Origin of the sequence: Pantanalinema rosaneae CENA516 (genome assembly GCF_050753385.1) — a bacterium.
In the GTDB taxonomy this organism is placed as follows: domain Bacteria; phylum Cyanobacteriota; class Cyanobacteriia; order Leptolyngbyales; family Leptolyngbyaceae; genus Pantanalinema; species Pantanalinema rosaneae.
In genome coordinates this window covers 19750-44385 of record NZ_JBLZFZ010000057.1, presented here as the reverse complement: position 1 = coordinate 44385, position 24636 = coordinate 19750, and the positions used below count along the sequence as shown (strand labels likewise).

14 protein-coding genes are annotated in these 24636 nt (G+C 47.6%); 8 read left to right on the top strand and 6 right to left on the bottom strand.

Going from position 1 to position 24636, the window contains the following annotated elements; all coding sequences use genetic code 11:
- Positions 1-632: N-acetylmuramoyl-L-alanine amidase family protein (locus ACN4EK_RS25460; protein ID WP_431661090.1), on the bottom strand; the 632-nt coding region annotated here is incomplete at its 3' end.
- 197 nt (positions 633-829) lie between these two features.
- Between ACN4EK_RS25460 and ACN4EK_RS25455 the strand changes: the two genes are divergently transcribed.
- The 4 genes from ACN4EK_RS25455 to ACN4EK_RS25440 are packed head-to-tail and all read left to right on the top strand — an operon-like array spanning position 830 to position 6755.
- The gene (locus tag ACN4EK_RS25455) at positions 830-2032 is read left to right on the top strand and encodes a DegT/DnrJ/EryC1/StrS family aminotransferase (RefSeq protein ID WP_431661089.1); all 1203 of its coding nucleotides are present in this window, start codon (positions 830-832) and stop codon (positions 2030-2032) included.
- A 29-nt stretch (positions 2033-2061) separates the two neighbouring features.
- Positions 2062-3327: a CHASE2 domain-containing protein gene (locus tag ACN4EK_RS25450; protein ID WP_431661088.1), complete on the top strand. Its 1266-nt coding sequence runs from the start codon at positions 2062-2064 to the stop codon at positions 3325-3327.
- The gene (locus ACN4EK_RS25445) at positions 3327-4106 is read left to right on the top strand and encodes a DUF928 domain-containing protein (RefSeq protein WP_431661087.1); all 780 of its coding nucleotides are present in this window, start codon (positions 3327-3329) and stop codon (positions 4104-4106) included. Before ACN4EK_RS25450 ends, ACN4EK_RS25445 begins: the two co-directional genes overlap by 1 nt.
- A gap of 54 nt (positions 4107-4160) precedes the next feature.
- Positions 4161-6755: a CHAT domain-containing protein gene (locus ACN4EK_RS25440; RefSeq protein ID WP_431661086.1), complete on the top strand. Its 2595-nt coding sequence runs from the start codon at positions 4161-4163 to the stop codon at positions 6753-6755.
- 9 nt (positions 6756-6764) lie between these two features.
- Here the strand turns inward: ACN4EK_RS25440 and ACN4EK_RS25435 are convergent, their stop codons facing one another.
- On the bottom strand, positions 6765-7130 hold the full coding sequence (locus ACN4EK_RS25435) for a hypothetical protein (protein ID WP_431661085.1): 366 nt from the start codon (positions 7128-7130) through the stop codon (positions 6765-6767).
- On the opposite strand from ACN4EK_RS25435, the gene ACN4EK_RS25430 reads away from it, so the two are divergent.
- On the top strand, positions 7129-7365 hold the full coding sequence (locus ACN4EK_RS25430) for an integrase core domain-containing protein (protein WP_431661084.1): 237 nt from the start codon (positions 7129-7131) through the stop codon (positions 7363-7365). The genes ACN4EK_RS25435 and ACN4EK_RS25430 overlap by 2 nt on opposite strands.
- Before the next feature lie 75 nt (positions 7366-7440).
- Here ACN4EK_RS25430 and ACN4EK_RS25425 read toward each other — a convergent pair whose 3' ends face one another.
- The 3 genes from ACN4EK_RS25425 to ACN4EK_RS25415 form a co-directional block, all read right to left on the bottom strand.
- Entirely contained in the window at positions 7441-10461 is a 3021-nt protein-coding gene (locus ACN4EK_RS25425) for a protein kinase domain-containing protein (RefSeq protein WP_431661083.1), read from the bottom strand.
- Positions 10462-10583: 122 nt separating this feature from the next.
- A complete protein-coding gene (locus ACN4EK_RS25420) occupies positions 10584-13316 on the bottom strand; it encodes an NACHT domain-containing protein (protein WP_431661082.1) in 2733 nt (910 codons plus the stop codon).
- A 331-nt stretch (positions 13317-13647) separates the two neighbouring features.
- Entirely contained in the window at positions 13648-16017 is a 2370-nt protein-coding gene (locus ACN4EK_RS25415; protein ID WP_431661081.1) for a two-partner secretion domain-containing protein, read from the bottom strand.
- A 194-nt stretch (positions 16018-16211) separates the two neighbouring features.
- Between ACN4EK_RS25415 and ACN4EK_RS25410 the strand changes: the two genes are divergently transcribed.
- From ACN4EK_RS25410 to ACN4EK_RS25400, 3 genes are all read left to right on the top strand, one after another.
- Complete coding sequence (locus ACN4EK_RS25410; protein ID WP_431661080.1) at positions 16212-19430, top strand: FG-GAP-like repeat-containing protein; 3219 nt, start codon at positions 16212-16214, stop codon at positions 19428-19430.
- A 231-nt stretch (positions 19431-19661) separates the two neighbouring features.
- Entirely contained in the window at positions 19662-20141 is a 480-nt protein-coding gene (locus ACN4EK_RS25405; RefSeq protein ID WP_431661079.1) for a hypothetical protein, read from the top strand.
- A gap of 143 nt (positions 20142-20284) precedes the next feature.
- Positions 20285-22690 carry a DUF4347 domain-containing protein gene (locus ACN4EK_RS25400; protein WP_431661078.1) on the top strand — a complete coding sequence of 802 codons (2406 nt, stop codon included), beginning with the start codon at positions 20285-20287 and terminating at the stop codon, positions 22688-22690.
- A 575-nt stretch (positions 22691-23265) separates the two neighbouring features.
- On the opposite strand, the gene ACN4EK_RS25395 is transcribed toward ACN4EK_RS25400, so the two are convergent.
- The gene (locus ACN4EK_RS25395) at positions 23266-24561 is read right to left on the bottom strand and encodes a glycosyltransferase (RefSeq protein WP_431661077.1); all 1296 of its coding nucleotides are present in this window, start codon (positions 24559-24561) and stop codon (positions 23266-23268) included.
- Between the last annotated feature and the right edge of the window lie 75 nt (positions 24562-24636).

The following is a 24636-nucleotide window of genomic DNA, read 5'->3' as shown; positions in this document are numbered from 1 at the left end:
AGATGTGTATAAGAGACAGTGGGAGTAGGGCTGGGAGTGGGGCTAGGGGCAGGGGTAGGACTGGGCAACCCGATCGCCTGATGCCATGCCACTAAGCCATCGGCAATGCCAGTGGCAATCTCTTTGCGGCGATTCTGAATTAGGGCGCGATCGTCGGCATTCGTCAGAAACCCAATTTCCATCAGCAATGAGGCGGGAATCAGTTGCCGACAGAATGCCAGACTGCCCGTTCCCGTTGAGGTATCTGGTTTAGTGCCGCGATTGGGTAACTGGGGTACTCGGCGTAACACCGCGATCAGCAGCAGTTCGGCATGTTTGCGGCGTTCTTCATTCTGGGCAATGTAAAACACGCTACTGCCCCGTACTGATGTTGTGGTAGATGCGTCCGCATGGATTTCTAACGCCACATCTCCCGATCGGGCGCGGGCATTAATCCAGGCGATCGTTTGTTCCAGGCTCAGGTCATCCGGCACAGACCACACATCCATCTGCCGGGATTGCAACTCCGCCATAATTAAATCGCGGGTTAAGATCATTTCTCGCGCTTCCGTGGTACCCGCTACCACCGCACCGGGATCAACCTTGCCATCTTCCTGACCACCATGACCGGCTGAAATAAAAATTCGTCCCATCTGATCCACCGCCCCTTCGTCGTTAACCGAGTAGTTTCTTTCGACCTACCCGAACCGCACCATGTGTAATCTGTCCATGTTGTATACCAAGAGCCGCCAATGGAGACAAAAAAATGTCCCAACTGACCCTAATTATCGGCAATAAAAATTATTCTTCCTGGTCATTGCGTCCCTGGTTAGCATGAGTAGGCAACGGTATGATTCCACGCGGTACACCGGATATTGGTTGGCGGGATTTAGCGATCGGGGCACTTGCCTCGCTCCAGTCCCACAATCCAGATACGCTCCAAGCCCAGGTCGAAACGCTATGGTCAGCGAACCATGACAGTCTAGTCTGTTTATCGGTACGCAGTGGTTTCGATGTCTGGCTGCAAGCGATCGCCTTACCCCCAGGGAGTGAAGTGCTGGTATCTGCGATCACGATTCCTGATATGGTGCGAATTCTGGAGCATCACGGACTGATCGCTGTGCCTGTTGATGTAGAGATGGCAACGCTATCCGTCGATCGTGCCAGTTTGGTAAAGAGTTTAACCAGCAAAACCAAAGCGATTCTGGTCGCGCATTTATTTGGTAGTCGGATGCCGCTAGACCCGATCGTGGAGTTTGCCCGTCAGCATAATCTCCTGCTGATCGAAGACTGTGCCCAGGCGTATGACGGCTCGGAGTATCGCGGACACCCTGCCAGTGATCTCAGCCTGTTCAGTTTTGGGCCAATTAAGACGCACACAGCTTTAGGCGGTGGGCTACTGCGTTGCCAGAACCAGGTAGTTTTAGCCAGGATGCGATCGCTGCAAGCTAAATATCCTCGCCAGCGATCGTCTGCCTTTCTTAAGCGAGTTGGCTTGTTCGCTCTCCTGAAACTGCTGGCACAACCGATGATCTTTGGTGGGTTTGTTCAAGTGTGTAACTGGTTGGGGCAGAATCACGATCGGGTTCTTTATCAGGCACTCCGAGGGTTTGCCGGTAAGGATTTGTTCCAACGATTGCGCCAGCAACCCTGTATGCCGTTGTTAAGGTTATTAAAACGACGGCTCACTCGGGTTGATGTCGCCAGTATCGATCGGCGGATGCAGTATGCCGATCGATTGATTGTCCACCTGCCGGACATTTCCCGTCCCGGCTATCATGCCAAACTGCATACCCATTGGGTGTTTCCCATCCAAATCCCAACCCCAGACGAGTTAGTCCATCGCCTCTGGCAAGCTGGCTTTGATGCGACTCGAACTGCCTCTAGCCTGGTGGTTGTCTCCCCGCCTCGCGATCGCCCCCATCTAGCGCCCGTTCAGGCAAGCCAAGCCTTAGCCACAATAATTTATCTGCCTCTATATCCCTGGATGACTGAGGATGATCTACAATCCCTCAGCGCGATCGTCTTCAGCCACGATCGCCCCTCTGAATAAGCTATAACAAAGCTAAGAGTGGTCAGCTTTTGACAACCCTGGTTGGCATTCTCACCTCCCCATCTCCCCATCTCCCCACCTCCCCACCTCCCCCTCTCCTCCGTCAAGTTCTCTTCAGCAGCCTCATTGCCACGGGTCTTGTCTTCGGCATCCGGTGGCTTGGACTACTGCAACCATTGGAACTCTGGGCATTCGATCGCTTCCTGACCCTCAGACCCCAAGAAACCCCCGACTCTCGCTTATTGATCGTGACGATCGATGAAGCCGATATCCAGGCACAGCACCCTGATCAACGGCGAGGTTCCCTTTCCGATCGGGCATTCGATCAACTGCTAAAGCGATTGCTACCGTATCAGCCGCGTGTGATTGGTCTAGATATCTATCGCGACTTTCCGACGAGTCCGCAATATCCTGAGTTGATTCAGCAATTGCGGCAGAATCAGCGTCTGGTAGCGATCTGTAAGGGTAGTGATGCCCAGTACGATCCCGCAGGGGTGGCTCCTCCCCCGGAAATGCTGGAGTCCCGCCTGGGTTTTAGCGATTTTATTGAAGATAATGATGGCATCCTCCGCCGCCAAACTTTGTTTAGAGATCCTGAGCCTGCCTCTGCTTGTAGCACACCCTATGCCTTCAGTACCCGACTTGCCTTTCGGTATTTGGAGGCAGAAAAAATCACTCCGGAATTTACTTCGGCTGGGAATTTAAAGCTGGGAAACACAGTATTTCCGCGATTGGGGACACAAACAGGGGGGTATCAAGGAGCCGATCACCGAGGCAATCGAGTGTTATTAAACTATCGGGCTTTACCGCCGCGATCGATTGCTCCGCAAGTTACCCTGACCCAGGTATTAAAGGGACAAATTCGTCCGGAGGCGATCCGCGATCGGGTGATTCTGATTGGTGTGATTGCGAATAGCAGCGGTGACTTTTGGCTGACCCCCTATAGTGCCAGGACTGCCGAGCAGCCTTCCGAACAAGTTCCAGGGGTATTTATTCAAGCCCAGATGATCAGTCAAATGATTAGTGCGGTATTAGATCAGCGTCCCTTGATGACAGCTTGGCACTGGACAGGTGAAGGACTGTGGATCTGGGTCTGGGCAGCGATCGGAGGAATAGGGATGGGATGGGGACAGCGTCTCAGTCGGCAAAGCCTTGCGAGTATGATAGCGTTGAGCATACTTGCCGGACTCAGCCTATTTTTACTCATACAAGGAATTTGGGTGCCGCTCATTCCGGCGGGAATGGCGTTAATGTTGACGGCAGGTATAACCAATTTCTGGAAGAGGAAATTCTGATGAAGCCCCCTATCACAATAAGCTTATTTATTCTACTCGCTGGAATACTCATTAATCCTGCACCGAGTGGGTCACAGCCCTCGACGACTAATCCGCTCCAGGGCAATCAAATTATTTTTAATGATCCCACCCCACCCAGTCAGGGAACCCCCACCGGGAGCCGTCGTGGTGGAGCCAGTCGTACCTGTTATCGCTCAGAAGAAACCTTAACTGCCCTGGTGCCAATTCAGAACCAAATTGTATTTGGGCGAACCAGTGCAGATCATCCCACCCTTTGGTTTTATCTTCCTACCCATCCCGATCGCCCGATGACGATCGAATTCTGGCTTCAGGATGCCAAGGATAATGTGATCTATACCACTCAAATTGCCCTAGCAAATCGTCAGCCTGGGTTAATGTCAATTGCTGTACCCGCTACAGTCCCACCACTCGCTGTAAATCAGCTTTACACCTGGACACTGCAAGGATCTTGTCAGTCTCAGCGATCGGCAGAGTCCAGTTCTTTAGTGGTGAAAGGCACGATTCAACGCACACCGCTGGATACAACTTTACAACAACAACTGACAACGGCTACTCCGTTAGAACAAGCTAAGGTATATGCAGCAAAAGGCATTTGGTATGATGCTCTAAATACGTTAGCGACATCCTATCGGAGTAATCGCCGCGATCGCCCAATTGCCGAAGCCTGGAATACATTATTGCAACAAATTGGCTTGGAATCCCTGGCAGAAAAGCCATTTATCTCTTCTGGAGAAGACGTTTCCAATCGCCATCCCTAGCGGCTTCATAACTCTCCTCCTCAACAGCTTGCTGCACATCACAGGTTAATAGTTATGAGCACACCAGTTCGCCGATTCACCAAATTTTGGCAACGTATCCTGGCTGGCATTGGATTGGTGCTGGTATTGAGTATTGGACAACCCTTTGGATTCAGTCATCCATCACCTGTGATCATGACTCAGTCCGCTGTTGATGCCAGCCAACTTTTACAACAAGGTCGCGAACAGTATCAACAGGGATTATTTACCCCCGCGATCGCCCTCTGGCAACAGGCGGCGATCGCCTATCAAGCTCAAGGAGATCAAGCGAATCAGGCCTTAGCCCTCAGCTATTTATCCCTGGCATACCAGCAGTTAGGAGACTGGCAGCAGGCACAAATCGCGATCGCCACCAGCTTAGACCTAATCAGAAGTACAGGTAGCAGCAACAATTCTCCCGCCAATCGCCAACTGATTTTGGCGCAGGGATTGAACACTCAAGGCAGCTTACAGTTCGCTCAGGGCCAAACAGAAGCGGCACTGGCAAACTGGCAACAGGCAACCGTCATTTATACCCAGTTAGGAGATGCCCAACGACGCATTGGCAGTTTAATTAATCAAGCTCAGGCGCAACAAGTATTAGGCTTTTTTAACCAGGCGCGGCAAACGCTGGATGATGTCGAACGATCGCTTCAGAAACAACCAGATTCCCAGTTAAAAGCCTTGGGATTACGCAGTTTAGGTAATGTGTTGCTGCTTGTCGGTAATCGAGTCGGTGCTCAACGGGTATTACAACAAAGTTTACAACTGACTCAACAACTTCAATCTCCTCAAGATATGAGTGCCACCTTGATCAGTTTAGGCAATGCAGCCCGATCGCAGCCTAATCCTGCCTCTGCCTTGGCATTCTACCAGCAGGCCGCTAACGCTACAGAGTTGCCCTTACCTCGGGTGCAAGCGTCGCTGAATCAGTTAAGTCTGTTACTAGAGCGAGGACGGACAGCCGAGGCTCAAGCGTTATTACCTGAGATGCACTCCCAAATCGAGCAACTCCCTGCCAACCGCGCTGCAATTTATGCTCAAATTAACTTTGCTCGTAGCCTGATGCAACTCAGAGACAAGCTTCCGACTCCGTCCAGGGTGGCTCAGATGTTGGCGAATACAGTGCAACAGTCAAAAGATTTGGGCGATCGGCGGGCAGAATCCTACACGATCGGCTACCTGGGAAATGTATATGAACAGAATCAGCAATGGTCGGAAGCCCAACGGCTGACGGAACAAGCCTTGCTGATTGCCCAAGCGATTAATGCCCCTGACATCACCTATCAATGGCAGTGGCAACTGGGACGGATCTTAACAGCCCAACGGCAGACAACCGAGGCAATCCAGACCTATGAAGCGGCATTTCAGACCCTACAATCCGTTCGCCGGAATTTACTAGCTAGCAGTTCAGATCTACAGTTCTCATTTCGGGAAAGTGTCGAACCTGTCTATCGAGAACTTGTTGATCTTCTACTTCAGCAAGCTGACAGCGACCCTCAAGCCGCCACCGCTCAATCGGACTTGAAACAAGCCCGTCAAATCATTGAATCTTTGCAACTTGCCGAACTGGATAACTTCTTCCGCAGCGCTTGTTTAGAGGGGCAAACCGTGGCACTGGATACGGTGGATCAAACGGATGCAGCCGTAATTTATCCAATCATTCTGCGCGATCGCATGGCAGTGATTGTTAGCCTGCCTGGACAACCCTTACAACAATATCTTGCACCTGTCGCCCAGGCGGAGGTCGAGAACGCACTGAATCAATTTCGCCAAACCTTAGAGAAACCTATTACCACGCCAGAAAGTAAGATTTTAGGACAAAAAATTTATGATTGGCTAGTGCGTCCCCTTGAGGCAGCGCTACAACAACATGCCATTAGAACCTTAGTGTTTGTGTTAGATGGAGAACTCCGCAACATCCCGATCGCGGCTCTGTACGACGGCAACCAATATTTGATTGAACACTACAGCGTAGCCCTAGCACCAGGTTTGCAACTATTAAATCCTAAACCATTACAGCAACAGGGACTACAAACTCTAGCGGCTGGATTAACCGAAGAGCGACATGGATTTAGTGCCCTGCCCAATGTAGGTTCTGAACTCCAAGAAATTCAATCGGAAGTATCCAGCCAGATTCTGTTAAACCAGGCTTTTACCAGCACTGCCCTGCAACAACAAATTAAGGCGGCATCGTTTCCGATCGTCCATCTGGCAACCCACGGACAATTTAGTTCTAACGCAGAAGATACCTTTATCCTTGCCTGGGATAAACCGATTCGAGTCCAGGAATTGAGTCAACTACTCCGGCAGCGAGAGGATGCCCAAGAAGAAGCGATCGAACTACTCGTACTAAGTGCCTGTGAAACCGCTACAGGCGATAAACGGGCAGCACTGGGGCTGGCAGGAGTGGCGGTGCAGGCGGGTGCCCGGAGTACCCTGGCTTCCCTCTGGAGCTTAGATGATCAGTCAGGAGCGCAGTTGATTGCTCAGTTTTATCAGCAATTAGTGGAGGCGAAAGTGTCTAAAGCAGAAGCCTTACGACAGGCGCAACTTAGCCTCTTGCGTGATCCTAACTTCCGTCATCCCCGGTACTGGGCACCCTATGTACTGCTCGGCAATTGGTTGTAATAGTGCTGTCTAGTGGCATTGCACTCTTACATCGGGCAGATGCACAGGAGCTTGGGTAGTGAGAATGATCGTACCATCGGGCATAGTCGCCCAATCTTGAGCTTCGACGATCGCCGCTGTAGTTGATGGTAAAGAACTACTGTTCCTGACCTCCTGGCTGCTATTCTCCGCTGCTAAGGGTGATAAATCCTGCCAGAGAGTATCGGCGGCGATCGGATCAATTGGATTAGTCGGAACGCCACCCTGCCCAGCAATGACAAAACTGCTGGCTCGGTTGCCCTGTGCCCGACAGCCCTGCGCTAGAGGAGGACTGCTGAACGTGGTGGGCAAATCTGCACCGCGTTGGAGCGGATCAATCCCTAATGTCGTAATCATGACGTTGCCAGCTAGCCCAAATTCAGAACTGGCGGTAATGTCGCTGAGGGGAGTCAGGCGATCGCTGAAGTATGAGTTAATTTACCTGATGGCATTTGAAGATGGAATTCATTTGAACAAGGAAGTACAACGATGGTTTCATTGGTATAATCAAGAGCGTCCACATCAAGCCTTGAGTTATCGCACTCCAGAAGCCGTGTATTGGGAAACGCGATTGTTCTCTAAAGAAGCTTGAAACGGTCATGGAGATCTCTCGTTTCAGAGCTTAGAGATCCCTCAGAATTGTCCAACCAATCGGGTTCACCTCAGTTTAAGGTTCATCTTGAAAAATCTCTTTCAGGTAAGCTTCATCTGCATTGGATGGCACCCTAATCAAAGAACTGATTAACCGATTAAACGAGAAAGAAACCTGATCAGGATCAACACTGAGTCTCGATAACTGGGGTAGTTGCTTCTCAAGCTGGGGGTTCATACCATCAAGACGAACAACCTCATAACCCAAAAAATTAGCCACTTCCCCTTTAAGTTTATGAAGAGCGTCTCTGACAGTGATTAGGCACTCTTCAATGCTTGCCCTTTGCGAAAAGTACGAATCCTTACTCTCAACAAAAACAAGCTTCAAGTACATTGAAGCCAGAGTAAGGATAATCTGTTTCAACTGAGCTTCTTTTTGGGAAAGTTCTTGCTGATGTTCCTGATTTTCAACTGGCTTGGGACGATTAAACCAACCGTACTTGTTCCCTTTTGGCTTTGCTGGTTGATCGATTATTGACTTAACACCTAATTGACTACTAGGCGATCTAATTTTGATTTTTTCTATTAAATCAATGCCAAAACTCCGAATGGAGTTTTCAAGCGAAGGTTTATCATGACCATTATCGTCTAGACCGACAAAGAACAAATGGTAGATGTATATACCTAGCATATTAATATAATAAACCGTTGGAGATAGGTCTTTATAAAAGATAGCCTCAATCTCTCCTTCCTCTATATTTCTAAAGGCATTTTCATAATCCTTTCTTTCTTCTTCATCTTCTGAAGGAATAGATAGTCGCAATTTCCAACTGTCTCCGCTTAAATCACTCACTTGCCAGAGATAGCTATTTCCGCGTAACTTGATCAATACCCAATCCTCACGTCTGATCATATTACCGTAGGGAGAAGCATCCATAAATTCATAGACTGTGCAATCTAGCGTACTAGGTTTCTTATTGATATTGTATTTTGCTTTTAAGCGGATAGGACGACGAATATAGTTGAAGAAATTAGGCACATAGGGATTCGTCGGATCACGATTAATCTTAGTGTAGACAAAATCCTTTCTTAGATCGTCCATATAGCGGCTCTGATTCTCATAAACGATATATCTGACTCCCAAACCTGATTGATCCTGAGTAATATTTTTAGGCATTAACTCAAAGAAGTAAGCAATGTCGTTGGAAACAAGATTTTGTATGAGTTGGATTAGTTTCTCAAAGTACTGGATTCCTCTGGAGAGGCGCTTGGGAAAGTCTTTTTTGGCAAATTGCCTGAGGTTTGCTAAATCGTTTGAGAAATCCACTAGATTTTGTGGAGAAATTGCTTTCTGCGTATCAATATGATAGAGCTTATTCTTTTTGGCAAGCTCTGATGTTTCAAATTGACTGTTTCGATTATAATAGAGATCCTCAAGATCGGATATAACTGCCTCCATTGTAGACCCGGGCTTTTCTTGTTCTTCCGTGCGTGAGTAAAATGTACTCTTTGCTTTGTAGAGCATACATCTCAATATCAACATGACAATCTCAGGGGGAGCATAAATAGAGGAGGCATCATGCAGTTTGAAGGGTGAAAAAATCTGTACCAGACTCGGCTCAGTTGACTGAAAATTAGAGACTTGTCGATACAAATCCATAATTGAATCAACATCCTGATCGGGCGTGTCATATCTACGAATCGCTTCATAAAAACGTTCTGGCGAGTTACCACAGGTCAATAATTCAAACATCAAGGCTCCGAACCCAAACAAATCGGTGCGATGACGTTGACGCTTGTAAAAATATACTTGGGTTCTTTTGTCTGGCTGGATGCTCTGCTCTTCCTGGTTTGGCTGCTTCTTTAATGTGATATGAAATGTAGTCGTTTCACCAACTTTCCTGCTAACCTCGGCAATTTCATATTCTTTCTTGTACTTGCTAAAGCTAACAACATCTGTGTCTTCAATAATCGTGTCATTAAACTTGGGATCTTTGATAATCAGTTTTATCTCTAAGTCAACAATAACCTCTACGTCTGCCACATCAAAATAATCTTTTTGCTCCGGTGAGCGATAATGTCTAGTTCCTAAGGGTAAGGATGGACGTTCTTCTTGCTCAAGATAGGGCTTATAAGGGGCATTAAGATGCTCTCGGTTTGCCTCATCTAAAAAGCCAAGGTCGCCAATGACAGTCTCAATTTTTGTTCCTTTTTTACGAACAAGGACATTAGCGGGTTTGAGATCAAGATGTAATAGCTTAACCTGATGCAGTGTTTTCAGTCCTTGAGCCACATCATAAATATAGGGCTGTATATTATTAATTCGCTCTACAAAGTCCATCCGTTTGAGCACTTCATAGCCAGTAATTGAATAGATTTTACGCTCAAGTTCTTTTTGGGTCTCTTTCCTCTCCTCTTCCGTTGTAGAGGCATACACTTGCTCTACTCGTTTACTGATCTCGTTTGTAAGCTCATCATAAGAACCAATTGGTATATCGGATGGGAAAAAGGTTGTGACGGTTGTGTTTGTGCCAGGTAACGTAAAGATATCTTTGCGCTCTTCCTCTAACAATTGCTTGAGTGTCTTCTCATACTTGGGCATGACTAAGACATAGTTGGATACACTCAAGGGTTGCAGAAAGCTCTTTAAAGAGTTATAGGCGGGAGAATCGTGGAAATGCTCAGTTCCTCCTTCAGTTTCAATCACCCCAGCAAAGGTGTTGCGATCGCCCAAACTCTCTTCAATCAGGTCATTAATGAGCTGAGATGATTTCATCTCTCGCCGAAATCTCTCCTCAGAGCGATCAGTTTCCTGATCCTGATAGAGCAACTTGGCAGCATACTCTCGCCTTAGAGAATCATGAACTTCAAACACTATCCCATACGTTCCATCCCCTAGCTTAATTGGGCAATGCTCCTTATCTAATTTGAAATAGAATGTCTCTTGCTTTGGAGTTTCAATGTTAAATGAATATTGAGGCTTTAGCTCTTGGACAAGCTGAGATTGCTGTGTGGATTGAGCCTGGGGAGGTTGTTCTTGTGCTTGAGCATTTGGTACATTTTGCGGCGTTTTGAAATCTTCTGCTTGGTTGCTCACAGCACCCTCCTATTCCTGCTTAAGATCACCATACCCTAAGACCCCCTTGTTAGGTAAGAGTTACCCTCTAAAGAAAGTCTAAAAAAGGTCTGATCCCTTGACAGATATGACAAAAGTGTGGGTCATAAGACGGATGTGATATGGGAAGGAGCGCAGGTTCCGAGGCGAGAGAGAATTGCACACCAGCCAATCCAAGCCTGACCAAGATTAATTCCAGGTGATATACGGCAGGCTCTATATAAAGTTGGAAGATGGGCAGGTGGTGCATTCATACTAAAGTTCAGAGCTGTATAGTTAAGCCACTCTCTCTTTGATCGCCATCCAGTACGGTCGCTCAACTCTCTAAAGGTTCTGAGTGTAACATCATTATCCGTGCCAAAGTCAAGCCTCCCTCCAACTGACAGCCAGAGTTGTTTCTGCACACTCAAACCAAACTTACCGCCACTGAATCTGAACCAGAGTTGATCGATCTGATCTAAATCTTGGCAGGGGAATGTTTTTAAGCTGTCTATGGTGAGATGACCTTCCTCTTGTTGCCCTGCTAGCTCTAGCATCAGTCGCTCAGTTTCCTGGTCAGCCTCCTTCCAGCGACCATTTGCCAGAAAATTGACTAAGTACCTATAGTGATTATCGATATGTTCGCGCACAATTCGTAAAGCATTGCTTTGGCTATCTGGTGTTGATAACCAGGGTTGAATATTTTGTATCCCGACCTTCGGGGATCTAACCTGAATCAGTTCTGCCGCTGTAGGTAAGCGGAAGATGTAGACCCCATCCTCCGGTTGTAAATGAGTTTGGGTACTCAACCAGGCACAAAACCATTGAGCATCAATCCAGCAAATATCAAGTTTGGGGCTGTCAAGAGGACGATCAGTAATATCTCCTACCATTGCTGTTGAGTGAAATTGCCCAGTTTGTTGAGACTTCAGGAAAAGTTGGTATTCTTTCCAAGTGATGTACTGAGACGAGATAATTGTGGTTTCGTTTAAGAGTAATTGCGTTTGAAACTGTTCTTCTAGTTTCACTTTTGCATTGAGTTCACGACCCAAATCAATTTCGCTCAGAGTTTTGTATAGATGAGATTTAAGTGCTGGAGAGATTTTTCTAGTATCCTCAATGCCAATCCGATACGCCAGTAGGAGAGCATCTTTATCAGTTGTTTTTAAGATAGCCTGGACAAATTGAGTGGCATCGGTCATAGTGGCGTAGAATCGGATCACTTCTTCCCAATCTTTCCAGGCTCCATCCATAATTTTTTGAATCAGCAACTCTTTTGATCTCTTATGTTGTTTGAGTTCAACTGCCGCTAAATACTCTTGAAAGGTTTTGTGGCTGAATTGATACAGATCACTTTCTCCAGTGAGTAGCCCTGCAATTGTTTTAATTTCCCATAAAAATTTTTCAGGAGTTAGTTCAGCATCATATTTTGCTAGAAGTGGTTGAAACGGCTTACTTGTCTGATTGACAGTAAATTCAGTTTTGCCCTTATTCATCAAGGCAAGAGCTAACTTTTGCAAAATCTGTTGATTCTCTTCTGCTGTTGGAATTGTTAAAGGTGTATCCCGATAGTTTGGTCGATCAGCAAGTAACAGATCAAACATTTTTTTATAGATCTCTACCCGGCGTTTGGGCAATGATGCAAAAGCCCGATGGGTGGCAGCAATGATTGTAATCAGGAGAGGGTTTTTGGCAAGTTCATTGAGACTGGGAATTTCGATGATTTGTCGGATCAAATCCTCAGCAGCGGCTTCCGCTTCCGCATCACTTTGAGCTTTTGCCTGCTCCGGAGAGAGACGCTCATGGTTTGGCTTCGCCTGACTCAGTTGCCAGTGAGACTCCCATTTTTTATGCCATAGAACCGCTTTATACCATTTGTAAATGAAGTCTTCTTTCTGATCTAGGTTGAAATCAACAATACTGATGCGTTCAACTCCCTGAAAGAGCCCCTCGTCATAGCCGTGGGGACGAGACGTTAAGATAAATTGGCTGGGATAGGTTTGCATTTGCCGTTTAGCCCACTTGCTGACTATTTCCCGGCAAACCTCTGGGACTTCATCCAGTCCATCCAGCATGACTAAACAGCGACCGCTCTCCAATTGCTTCTCAAACCAGTCTGCCGATACATCTAGATCCTGACAGCGAGGCAAACCCTTGACTTGTTTCTGCACCATGTCGGGTAGCATGGGGGTCTGTTCATCTCGAATATCCGCATAGATACTCCGAAGTATGAGCAGGATGGGAAGCAGATCGGCAGCACCAAACTCGTGATAGCTGGAATTGGCATATTTTAGGGTGAGATACCGGGTGAGGGTTGTTTTGCCGTATCCAGGATTTGCCACGATCGCAATGCGACGGTAGCGATTGTCAGCCACAAGTTGTCCCTGTCTTGGCAGTAGGGACCAGATTTGTCTGATTGAGGGGCTGATGGCAAAACGCGCTGGATCAGCGTCCAAGCTTAAGGGAACAAAGACCTCCTCCAGAGCCAAGGATGGAAAGTCTCCCTTGAGTCCTTCCACTTCGAGATCGTAACAGTAGCCTTGCAAGGCTTTAAGATATTTCTGATCAATGCCAGACCAAGTCTCCAGGGTTCCATCTGCCACCTTAGTGATGCGATGACCTGACTTTTCGCCAAGATCGCCAATCCAATTCTCTATAGGTTTCATCAAGCGTTGCCCAAAGTTGGTGAGGAGTCCAGCTCCAGTTGCAACGAGTCCACCAATAGCTGCCTCGGCTAACTTACCAGTGTAGAGAAAATATAGGGCTGACCCACTGCTACCTGTGACTATTAGCTCAATTAGTCTATGTATGAGTTGTTCGGACAGGGATGATTTGGATTCAGAGGATGGTTCAACCATAAGAATAATAGATTACAAGGTGGCGGAAACAGGAAGAAACCAAATATCAAAGGTTTAGCCCATGACCAATGAATGCCTAAAGTATAGACAGCCTCTATCAATAGTTAAAACAGTGTTTTGAGAACAATCAAATTTCTGGACAAAAGCTACCCCCTTTGTAGATGTAGATATGACCTCAAACACCTGAAGGGTAGCATTATGAATATACTACAAGCCCTAATTACCCAAATAGGACATTTAACAAACCGCAGTAAAAAATTTACTGTTAGGAAAGCCTAGGAAGCCATTCTTGGGCTTTTTTGTGCTTGTTGGATAACTCTCATCTATATGTTTATGGGCTTGCTGATGGGCACAGGGTACTGATAGAAATACTAGTTCCATAGGGAGGTACCGCAGCCTGGGCGGTTAATACAGCAGTGCCGCTGGGTAACAGAATTAAGTTTTGTACCTCCACTAGTGAAGCCGGAGAAGCAGCTATGGCAGATTTAGGTTGTCTGTCTAACTCTACTTTCTGGTTTTCTGAAGTTGGTAGAGGTTGCAAATCCTGCCAGAGGGTATCGGCGGCGATCGGATCAATTGGATTAGTCGGAACGCCACCCTGCCCAGCAATGACAAAACTGCTGGCTCGGTTGCCCTGTGCCCGACAGCCCTGCGCTAGAGGTGGACTGCTAAACGTTGTCGGTAAATCTGCACCGCGTTGGAGCGGATCAATCCCTAATGTCGTAATCGTGACGTTGCCAGCTAGCCCAAATTCAGAGCTAGCTGTAATTTGACTTTCTGAGAGCAGAAAAAAACTTTGTGTGCGAATCCGCACGTTACCACCCTGTCCTTGAACAGCATTTGCAGTAATCGAACTTTTCTCTGCAAGTAGCAAGTTGTCAGCATTGATGATGACATTGCCACCGTTGGCAGTACTGGGAATAGTAATATCTGGTCTGGGGAAAGCATTTGCACTAGGGTCAGCATCACCAATAATTTGACCTTGACGACGCAGCAAAATCGTCCCAGCATTAATGATAATGTTGCCACCTTCCCCAAAAATGCTAGAGGCGGTAACGATCGCTCCATCACTAACTTGCAAGAAGGGTGTGGTAATGCGTAAATCTCCAGCACCACCACGTCCCAAACCATCGATTTGGAGATAGGTCGGATAATCGACGATCGGCGACACTCCGGAGATAATCACAGATCGTGTTGCCTGAATATCCAGGTTGCCTCCACGTCCAAGACCACGATTGGCAGCAGAGACAAAGGCTCCATCTCGAATTGTTAAAGTTCCTGTTGTAATCCTGAGATCACCTGAAAAGCCGGTTGAAGTGAAATCACTTTGAGAGGCAATCACACTACTAAATGTATCAGTGGGATTGACACCACTGACATCAACTGAATCTGTAGCATTGATGATTAAGGTTCCACCATTTCCAGAGCCAAAGGAAGCCGTGGAAACTTGCCCACCTTCACGAACAGTTAACCTCCGGGTATCAATCTTCAGGTTGCCAGCATTACCCGTACTATCAGGTTGAGAATCGGTTGAGATCGATGAGGCGATCGTTTCATCACTACCGATCACTTCAACCGAGTTAGTGGCTCGAATGGTAATATTGCCGCTATCTCCTGCCCCATAGGTAGCCGTTGAAATGGTAGCGCGATCGTTTACCTGAAGTTGCTTAGTCGAAATATTAATTGCTCCTGCTTTGCCTGTACCACCCGTTCGGGCAATTAATCCACTGGGCCCTGTCAAATCTGGGGTTTGACCACTTAATAGGATAGATTCAGCAGCGTTAACCGTAAGAGTACCACCTGGTAACGAGCCGATTACATTGGCATCCAATTGACTGCCTGCGGTTAAGCTAATCCTGCGTGCCTGGGCTTGAATCCCACTACCACCATCACCCGCGATCGTAACTCGGCTGGCTTGAGTCATTTGAATGTCGCGCCAGGATTGTTTGTCTGGATAACTTAGTTGCCAGCCGGATGGGATGGAAGTCAGCCGCACCTCTCCAGCAGCAATGCTGCCTAGCTCGGCTCGACCTGCCACTGCCGTTAGATACCCGCCTAATAAAGAAATATCTCCTCCGACCAAAGCGATCGTTTTACCAGCAGGCACTTGTAACCCTACCACTTTCCCGGTTGCGTCGGTGGCACGGGATTGATTAATTAATGCCCCTGGATCAGCACCGACCTGTAACCCGATCGGTAGATTAATGGTTAGTAAGGGGGGCGTTTGAGGATTAACAGCACTGAAGGTAAAACCGTCACTGAACACCACACTATTAGCAGTACTAGCAATAAATGACCCTTGCCCATCTAACTGGGCGTTAGGTCCAAAGATAATTCCATTAGGATTGATCAAAAAGAAATCCGCATTGCCCAACACGCCCAACGTTCCCAAAATGTTGGAGCGATTGCTGCCAGTGACTCGGGTCAGGATGCGATCGACTCCAACTGGATTCGCAAAATCGATTCGTTGTCCATTGCCAATATTAAACTCTGAGAAGCTGTGAAATAAATTGCCACCCCGTCTGGCACCACCATTAATTACGTTAGCTGGAGATAAATCGGAGCGTTCTGTTCCCAGCGAATCATCTGGAATGATTTGTGCGATCGTCGGGAGTTCAACCAAGCTAATGGTAAAGCCAAGAACACTGAATAAGAAGCGAATTGACCACTGAAGAATTGCTGGATGTTGGGGGCTAAACATAGTGCTAGGTGGGAATTGCTGTTTAACACTCTAAACTGATTCTCTTTAAACCATCCGGGGAGTTGCAAAAAATTCAAAAAATTTGGTTTCAACAGTGCATACCGCTCAAAAGGTGTCCGCAGAAGCGAGTAGCAGCAGAACGCACCTGCTGATGTTGCTGCCCCACAACCTTTACTTCTGTAAGGACTACACTCATGGACACTTTCCAAGATTTCAATAGCCCCCTGACCACAAGTTCTGGTTTTCTGCCAAATCAACCGATTCAAGATCCCATCATCGCTCTGGAATCATTCAACGGACGTGCCAGTGCCGCCTACAGTGACCCAGCAATTGATTTTCTAGCCCAATCCTCACAAGTGGCAACGACCGCTGCTATGCCAGTATGGTGGATGGGGCAACGCTCAGAAACTTGGCAACAGGGTGCAGGCGGACTTCCAGGTAAAGCAGAGAACGGGTTTAAATTCTCAGGAGGTCAAGGAACCACGGCTTATCAACGGGGAGATGAATTTGGGAAAGCTGTGGCGACTGGAGATTTTAATGGCGACGGCTATGTAGACTTAGCCATTGGTACACCAGGGGAAGACTCTTCAGCGTATAACGACGACTCTGGTAAACCCTATGACGAGTATCAATATAACGGACCAGGGCAAGTCACAATTATCTATGGTTCGGTCACGGGGTTATCGGCAACCAACAGCCAAACCTTTCGAGCTGGGGAAACTAACGCATTTGGGCGATCGCTGGCCGTCGGTGACTTCAATAACGATGGTAAAGCCGATCTGGCCGTCGGTAGCGGCAATGGAATTGGAATTTTCAATGGCAGCAGCAGCGGTTTACAACGAGGTATCTCGTTAGGTGCGGGTAGCTATGCCTTAACAACCGGAGACTTTAATGGTGATGGAGCGGACGATTTAGCGGCAGGTGATCCCTTTTATGACAACGAAAAAGGTTCTGTCAGCATCTTCCACGGTCAGGCAAACGTGGGTTTAACGAATGCGGCTTCCCAGTTTTGGACTCAGGATTCTCCAGGAATTTGGGGGTTAGCAGAGAGTACCCCTAATCCACTATTCAATTCTAGCAAAACCTGGGGCGATCGCTTTGGTTTCTCTCTAGCCGCAGGTGATTTTGATGGAGATGGTAGAGATGATCTGGCGATCGGTGCTCCAGGTGAACGGTTTTACATGGGCGGGATCAGTAATGTTCCAGGTGGAGCCGTCAATGTTCTATACGGTAGCGGTTTTGGCTTGATGAGCTATCGCAACCAGTTCTGGGATCAGAATGGTACAGAAGGATCTCAGTTCAACCTGGAGGGTGGCATTGAAGCGAATGATCAATTCGGCTACGCTGTCAAAGCAGGTGACTTTAATGGGGATGGTGTTGCGGATTTAGCGATCGGAGTTCCTGGGGAAGATACATCCACTGGTGGGATTAGCTATGATTCCGATGGTGGCGCTGTCGCAATTATCTATGGCAAGCGCTTCCAGGGGTTAACGAACGAAGGTAACCAATTAATTGATCAAAATACTCCTGGCGTGACAGGGGGAGTCGAAGAGAACGATCGCTTTGGTCAAGCTTTAGCCGTTGGTGATTTTGACCATAATGGCTTTGATGATTTAGTCATTGGCACTCCTGGTGAAACTGCGGCTGGAAAGCGAGGTGGCTCCATTTCGATTATGATGGGAACTCCAAACGGAATTTACCCTAGCGCGAACCAACTGATTGATCAAAGCCAAATTACAGGTGCTCAATTGGAAGATGCGGATCTATTTGGTGCAGCCCTAGCAACCGGAGATTTCGATGGCAATGGAAGTGATGACATCGCGATCGGTGCTCCTGGCGAAAAGATTGGCAATTCATTTTATTCCAACTTAAACCATGCTGGTGAAGTCAATGTGGTGTATGGTAACACCTTCTTAAGAACCATCACTGTTACATCTGATCTGACCCCCATTCGAGAAGGATCTCCAGTATCTGCGGCTTTCTATGTCAATGATGGTGGTTTTGGGGTACCCGCAGGAACATTGGTTAAGCTTAGGAGTATTGGAACCGCTAAGCTAGGGGTTGACTTTACAGTCAGTGGAGCCACTGTAGAGGGTGATTATGTCATCTTCAGAATGCCAGGTCCCAATTCCGACCCAACGACCCGAATGTTTACAGTGAGTGCATTGCAAGACAACGACCTAGACCCAGTGGAACAGGTTGTGTTTGAGGTTGTTAAAGGCGATGGCTACATGGTGCAACCCAATCAGAAAGCCAGTGTGCTTGTGCTTGATCCATCCCCCTTAGTGGTTGACACCCTGGTGGATGAAAACGATGGCGACTATAGCCCTGGTGATCTATCGCTGCGAGAAAGTGTTCAGCTTGCTGGTCGTGGTTCGACCATTTCCTTTGCGTCTGGGTTGCAAGGAACCATCATCCTCAATAGCCAACTATTGATTAATAAGAATTTGACCATCGATGGACCCGGAGCTAACTTACTCAGCCTGAGTGGTAACAATACTTCGAGAGTATTTGAGATTGCCAACGGTGCAAATGTCACTCTAGAAGGACTGACGATCGCCAATGGCTTTGCCAATAATGCGTCTGGTGGTGGGATCGAAAACTATGGCACGTTAATGGTTGACAACAGTAGAGTCACTAACAATCGAGCGGTCTATGGAGGTGGCATCCATAATGTGGGTAGACTTACTATCCAAAACAGCACCGTGGATAACAATACAGCCAGCTATGATGGCGGTGGTGTAAATGTTGATATGGGCACAGTCAACATTTACAACAGTACCATCAGCGGCAACCGAGCAGATTATGGAGCTGGCATCCAGCGGGTAGGTGGCGATTTGACGCTCAACCATGCCACCATCACCAATAACACCGCTAACTTGGCAGGGAGTGGTCTGTATAACTACCCAGATCTCGGCACAACCACAGCTAAAAACACCCTCATAGCTGGAAATCACACGCTATATAATGCGGGCGGCGATGTGTATGGTAATGTTTCTAGCCTGGGTTTGAACCTGGTTGGTGATGCCACTGGTAGCACTGGATGGATTTATTACTACGATCGTTGGGGAACGAATACCAGCGTCATCGACCCCAAGTTGGGAGCGTTGCAAAACAATGGTGGAACAACACCCACTCACGCCTTGTTGTCAGGTAGCCCCGCGATCGATGCATCTTCTGCCGATGATTTGCTTTTCGAGGATATGGCTCCGGATCAGCGGGGTATCACTATACAAAACGGCAGGCGGGATATTGGGGCAGTCGAGTTTACATCAACGGATGTCTTACAACTTAGTTCTGGTTTGGCAATTAATCCTCAACCTAGCCCTCAACCTAGTCCTCAACTTAATCCTCAACCCAATCTGCTATTAGGGTTTCTGAGCTGGCTAGAGCTGAACTTCCCCAGACTCTAACGCCATCGTGCCATACCGATGAGATTCTATGACTAAACATAGGGTCTCTAGACCCAACAAAATTACTCTTTAGGTGAGGCAACCTTTTGTCTCACCTTTTTTATGGATTAAGAGCAATGCAGAAGCAAAAGTTTTTCAGTCACCCAGAATGCATAAATCCTCAACGCAACCCGCAATAGGTAATAGATGCTCATTCCCCCTGAAATAAGTCTACTGTAAGGAAACCAGATCATGGCTCGTTATTCATTTTGGCAATCAATTCAAACTATCAGTTTCAGCTTGCCTTTGCTCACCCTGAGTATGACTCTCCCAAGCACCGCTATCGTACCTGAACCTGCTCCAGCGATCCAAAATTCCGCTATCAGCCCCAGCCCAAAATCCCATCAAACTGCCCAAATTCTGATTTATCAGGAAAGGCGCGGTTATGAATTGTATTGGGATGGCAAACGAGTTGGCTCTGAACCCGAGTGGACTCGGCAGCAGGCGATCGCTAATTTGGAATGGAATAAGAGAACCTATCCACAGAAAAAAGTAGAAGGTTTTTGGTATGGTCAGAAAATTGGCTATGAACTCTATTTTGACGATCGCCGCGTTGGCTTTGAACCAAGCTGGAATCAACAGCAAGCGATTAAAAACTTCCAAATGCACAAAAAGCGTCATCCTCACATGCGTGTTGAGGCAACCTTAGATGGCTTCCCACTAATACGATAAATTCTACTCTCAGGTCTACAGATGGAAGCTAGTTAGCCTATTTGTCAGCGATCGCTGCATAAACTACATCATCTCCCCGCAAAAACCTTCAGGAATTGCATTAGCACATTGCACCAGATCACCTCAATCCTGTAACACAGACTATGGAAGTTTTGCCCTCTGCCTCCACTTTCACCACATCCCTGAGTACCGCTGCCAGCTCAGCCATCCTCACTCCCGATCGCACTTCATTATCAACAGCAACCATACCAACGCCGCGATCGTCCAGCATTACCTTCATCGATCCATCCGCCCCAGATTATGAGTTGCTGCAACAGGGGTTGCAACCGGGAACAGAAGTGTATGTGTTGGATTCGACTCAGGATGCGATCGCTCAAATTACGCGGACTCTCGCTGGACGGAGCGGGATTTCTAGCCTGAATATTGTGTCTCACGGCGACATCGGCAGCATTCATTTTGCTTCGCTGCGATTCGATCAGCATAACCTGAACCAATATACCAACGACTTGCAGCAATGGGCACAGGCATTAACCTCCGATGCCGACATTCTATTGTATGGGTGCGATATTGCTCAAGGCGATCTGGGAGCATCGTTTGTCCAGCAACTTAGCCAGTTAACCGGAGCCGATGTTGCTGCCTCCATAGACCCGACAGGTAGCACCCAATTAGGTGGGAACTGGACACTGGAATACCACACCGGCAGCATTGAAGCCGAGGAAATGTTGCAACCGTGGGCACAGAGTGCTTATCAACATCTTCTGGCAGTCTTTGCAGTCACTAACACCAACGATCAGGGAGCTGGATCATTACGACAGGCAGTTTTGGATGCCAACAGGTTGGCTGGTGTCGATGAGATTATCTTCAGTCTGCGAGGGAGTGATCCACACACTATCACCCTTACCTCTGGACAACTGGAAATTACCGAAGACTTGTTTATCAGTGGTCTGGGGCAGGAAAATCTGACGATTAGCGGCAACAGTTTATCTCGGGTGTTTCAGATCAATCGTCATGTGAGGGCTACCCTGACCGGACTGACGATCGCAGATGGGCAAAGTGATCTGGGTGGGGGCATTTTGAATGCTGGCAGATTAGATATTCGCCACAGCACCCTCAAAAACAACAAGGCTGAAAGCGGTGGTGCGATCGCAAATGGTGTATCTGATGAGGATAATTCTGCGGTCAGCCTGACTCTAAATAATGTGCAACTAACAAATAATAATAGTGTTTGGGGAGCCGGACTGATGAATCTTGCTACCGCAACAGTTCGAGCCAGTACGTTTAGCAATAATGTGGCTGAAAACTTAGGCGGTGGCATTTTCACCACGGGTAACTTGACCGTTCATAGCAGCACCTTCCATGCCAATCAGGCATCAAGCGGGGGTGGAATTGCGACAGGAGCGTTTCGAGGTCATACAACGGTAGATAACTCAACCTTTAGTAGCAACTGGGCTGCGATCGGGGGAGCTATTTACAATGCCAGCACTGCTTCTGTGATCAATAGCAGTTTTGAATCGAATTCAGCCGTGAGTAGTGGCGGCGCGATCTATGATCAGGGGGCAACGACCGTCAGCTACAGTAGCTTCAAAAATAACATGGCACAAGGACAGGGAGGTGCGATCTACAGCACCGCCGCGTACTCTGAAGGAGAATTGCGCCTGGAATTCAGTACCTTAGCAAATAACTGGGCACACAGTGGTGGTGGAATGGCTAAGGCAAATGGCAAACTAGTGCGAATTCAGGAAAGCCAAATCTATGGCAATACTGCTCTCTTCAATGGAGCCAATTTGCTGGGAGGATTCATTAGTGAAGGGGGAAATGATATTGGCGATCCCGCAGGCAGTATCGGTTTTATCGATGGTGTGTTGGGCGATCGCGTACATGTGCCGCTACCCGCTTCCAGCAATACCATCTCTGGTGTGTCGAATCCCATCAGCGATGTCCTGACGATCGAGGATGCGATCGTGGATGGCAATCTGATCACCCTCCCTGATGCCACCTCGATCATGCCTCTAGGGCATATCACTACCTTTACCACACTGGATAGCTTGGATGCGATCGTGGATGGCAATCTGATTGTCCTGACCGATGATGCTGCCATTAGTTCTTTAGGGAGTGCCCTTCCCCCGTTGGGTAGCCCAATTCTATTAGAGCCGATCAGCCTGATAGATGATGTCGCCCACCACAAGCAACCGGCTAAAGATGGACTAGCTCAAGACAAGCAACCGAGCAAAGATGGGCAGATAGATGATGTTGCCCACCACAAGCAACCGGCTAAAGATGGACTAGCTCACGATAAGCAACCGAGCAAAGATGGGCAGATAGATGATGTTGCCCACCACAAGCAACCGGCTAAAGATGGACTAGCTCACGATAAGCAACCGAGCAAAGATGAGCAGATAGATGATGTTGCCCACCACAAGCAACCGAGCAAAGATGATCTAGCTCAAGATAAGCAACCGAGCAAAGATGGGCAGATAGATGATGTCGCTCACCATAAACCGCTTTCAGATAAATCCCCAGATGACTCGCAAAAGGTGTACGACAACTAAAATCCTAGCTGACCAATGTCGGGAAGGGTGGTGAAGGGCGGCGATCGGTTCTGCGATCGCGTCAGACCATTGGGGCGATTCTCAATCGCATGGGATATCGCCTAAAAAAACACAAACAGTCAAACTGTTGAAGAAGAATAAATGGCATCATCTCCCCGCAAAAACCTTAATGATCAGGGAACGTCTGAGCGATTTGCCACCCCGTTTAGCAGATCGCTCAGCCTATATCAAAACTTCGCTCAATCATCAACGATTTAAGTGAAGATGGCGCTGAAACTTTTGTCATTAAACAGTTGATTTTAAAGTGTGTTCAACTCGCTCCCATAATGAGACTAAATCCTCCACAAACATAGATTTGTCTGTTGAAAAACTATGGGGAACTTTGACCCGGATAGTAGTTTGATACGCGCCATCTACTATCTGATGACCGTAAGCAACGACCTTGCCAACGGTTCCAGAAAGTTTGTGGGATACATGATCATCTAGTTTAAACATAAGCTTCCTCACAACGAACATTAAAATTTTTGAAAATTATAGAATGCACCCTGAATGTTTGCTGGTCTGGGCAAGATAAATTAAATCGCGCTTCTGATTGAACTAAATGGGGCAACACATTGATAAAGTTGATGTACCTGGGCAGCAACAGCAGAAATGCTAAAGTGGGATTGCACATGCTGATAGCCAGCCTCTATCAGTAATTGCCATCGTTCAGGATCAGCAAATACATCTGCGATCGCGGCTGCTAATAAATCCGCATTGCAGGGAGGAATCAACACGCCAGTTTCATTGTGGATAATGCTATACCGTAGTCCTCCTACATGACTGGCAATCACTGGAGTTTTGGCTGCCATTGCTTCGATCGCCACTAAGCCAAAGGGTTCATAATAGCTGGGCACGACGCAGACATCAGCCGCTGCATAGTAGTCTGGGAGGCAATCCTGGGAAACGGCTCCAGTAAATGTGGTTACGCCTTCCAGCCCTAGCTCTCGCACGATCGCCCGAATCCGTTCTTGCTCTTGAGTTTTCTGACTATGCTGGTGATCCCCTCCGACTAAATATAGTTGAAAGCGCTGCCGCAACTGTGAACAGGCTTCAACCAATGTCTCAATGCCTTTGCGGCGATCGAATTGCCCAACATACAAAATCATGCGAGTCTCTGGGGCAATCTGTAACCGTTGACGAGCTACTGTTTGAGAAACGGAGGCAAAGTGTTGCACGTTAATGCCATAGGGAATCATGCGAACTTGCCCCTTGCGAGAAATCATTTGGCGTAGGGTGATCACCTCTTGCGGACTGGTGGCAATCACACAGTCTGCCTGCTCTAAACAGCGTTGCTCAACCTCCGATCGAGTTTGAGCTATCAAAGAGGATGGGCTGTCAGCCCCGCATTTTACTGCTCCAATGGAGTGGAAGGTATGCACAAACGGTAAGCCTAAATAGGATTTTAGTTGTAGTCCTACCCAACCAGACAGCCAGTAGTTTGTGTGAATTAACTCATAGGTTCGCCCGGATTGTTGGACAAAGGCTAACCAGGCTTCTACAAACTCTGGTAAATAGCCAAATAACTCAGAGCTAGGTACTGGGTAAGCAGAACCTGCCTTCAGCCGAATGATCCGACATCCCGGGGCTAACTCGACGATCGTTGCCTGTTCGGGATGCTGTCGTCGAGTGAAGATATCGACCTGACAACCTCGTTTCGCTAGGGCTAATCCTAACAACCTGACGTATAAACTTTGTCCACCTACCCCCTCCTGATCTAAGGCTGTGGCTGGGTCGCAGTGGACTGAGATCAAGGCATAGGCAGGCTTAGGTTGGGTCGAGACTTGGTGAAGAGATGGAGGGATGGAAATAACTTGTTGCCGCCGATCCATACAGTGCTTCTACCTTTAGCGTTAGACCTCTACTGATACCAACCCGTCAGCCGGGATAGTCATTACTAACACTAT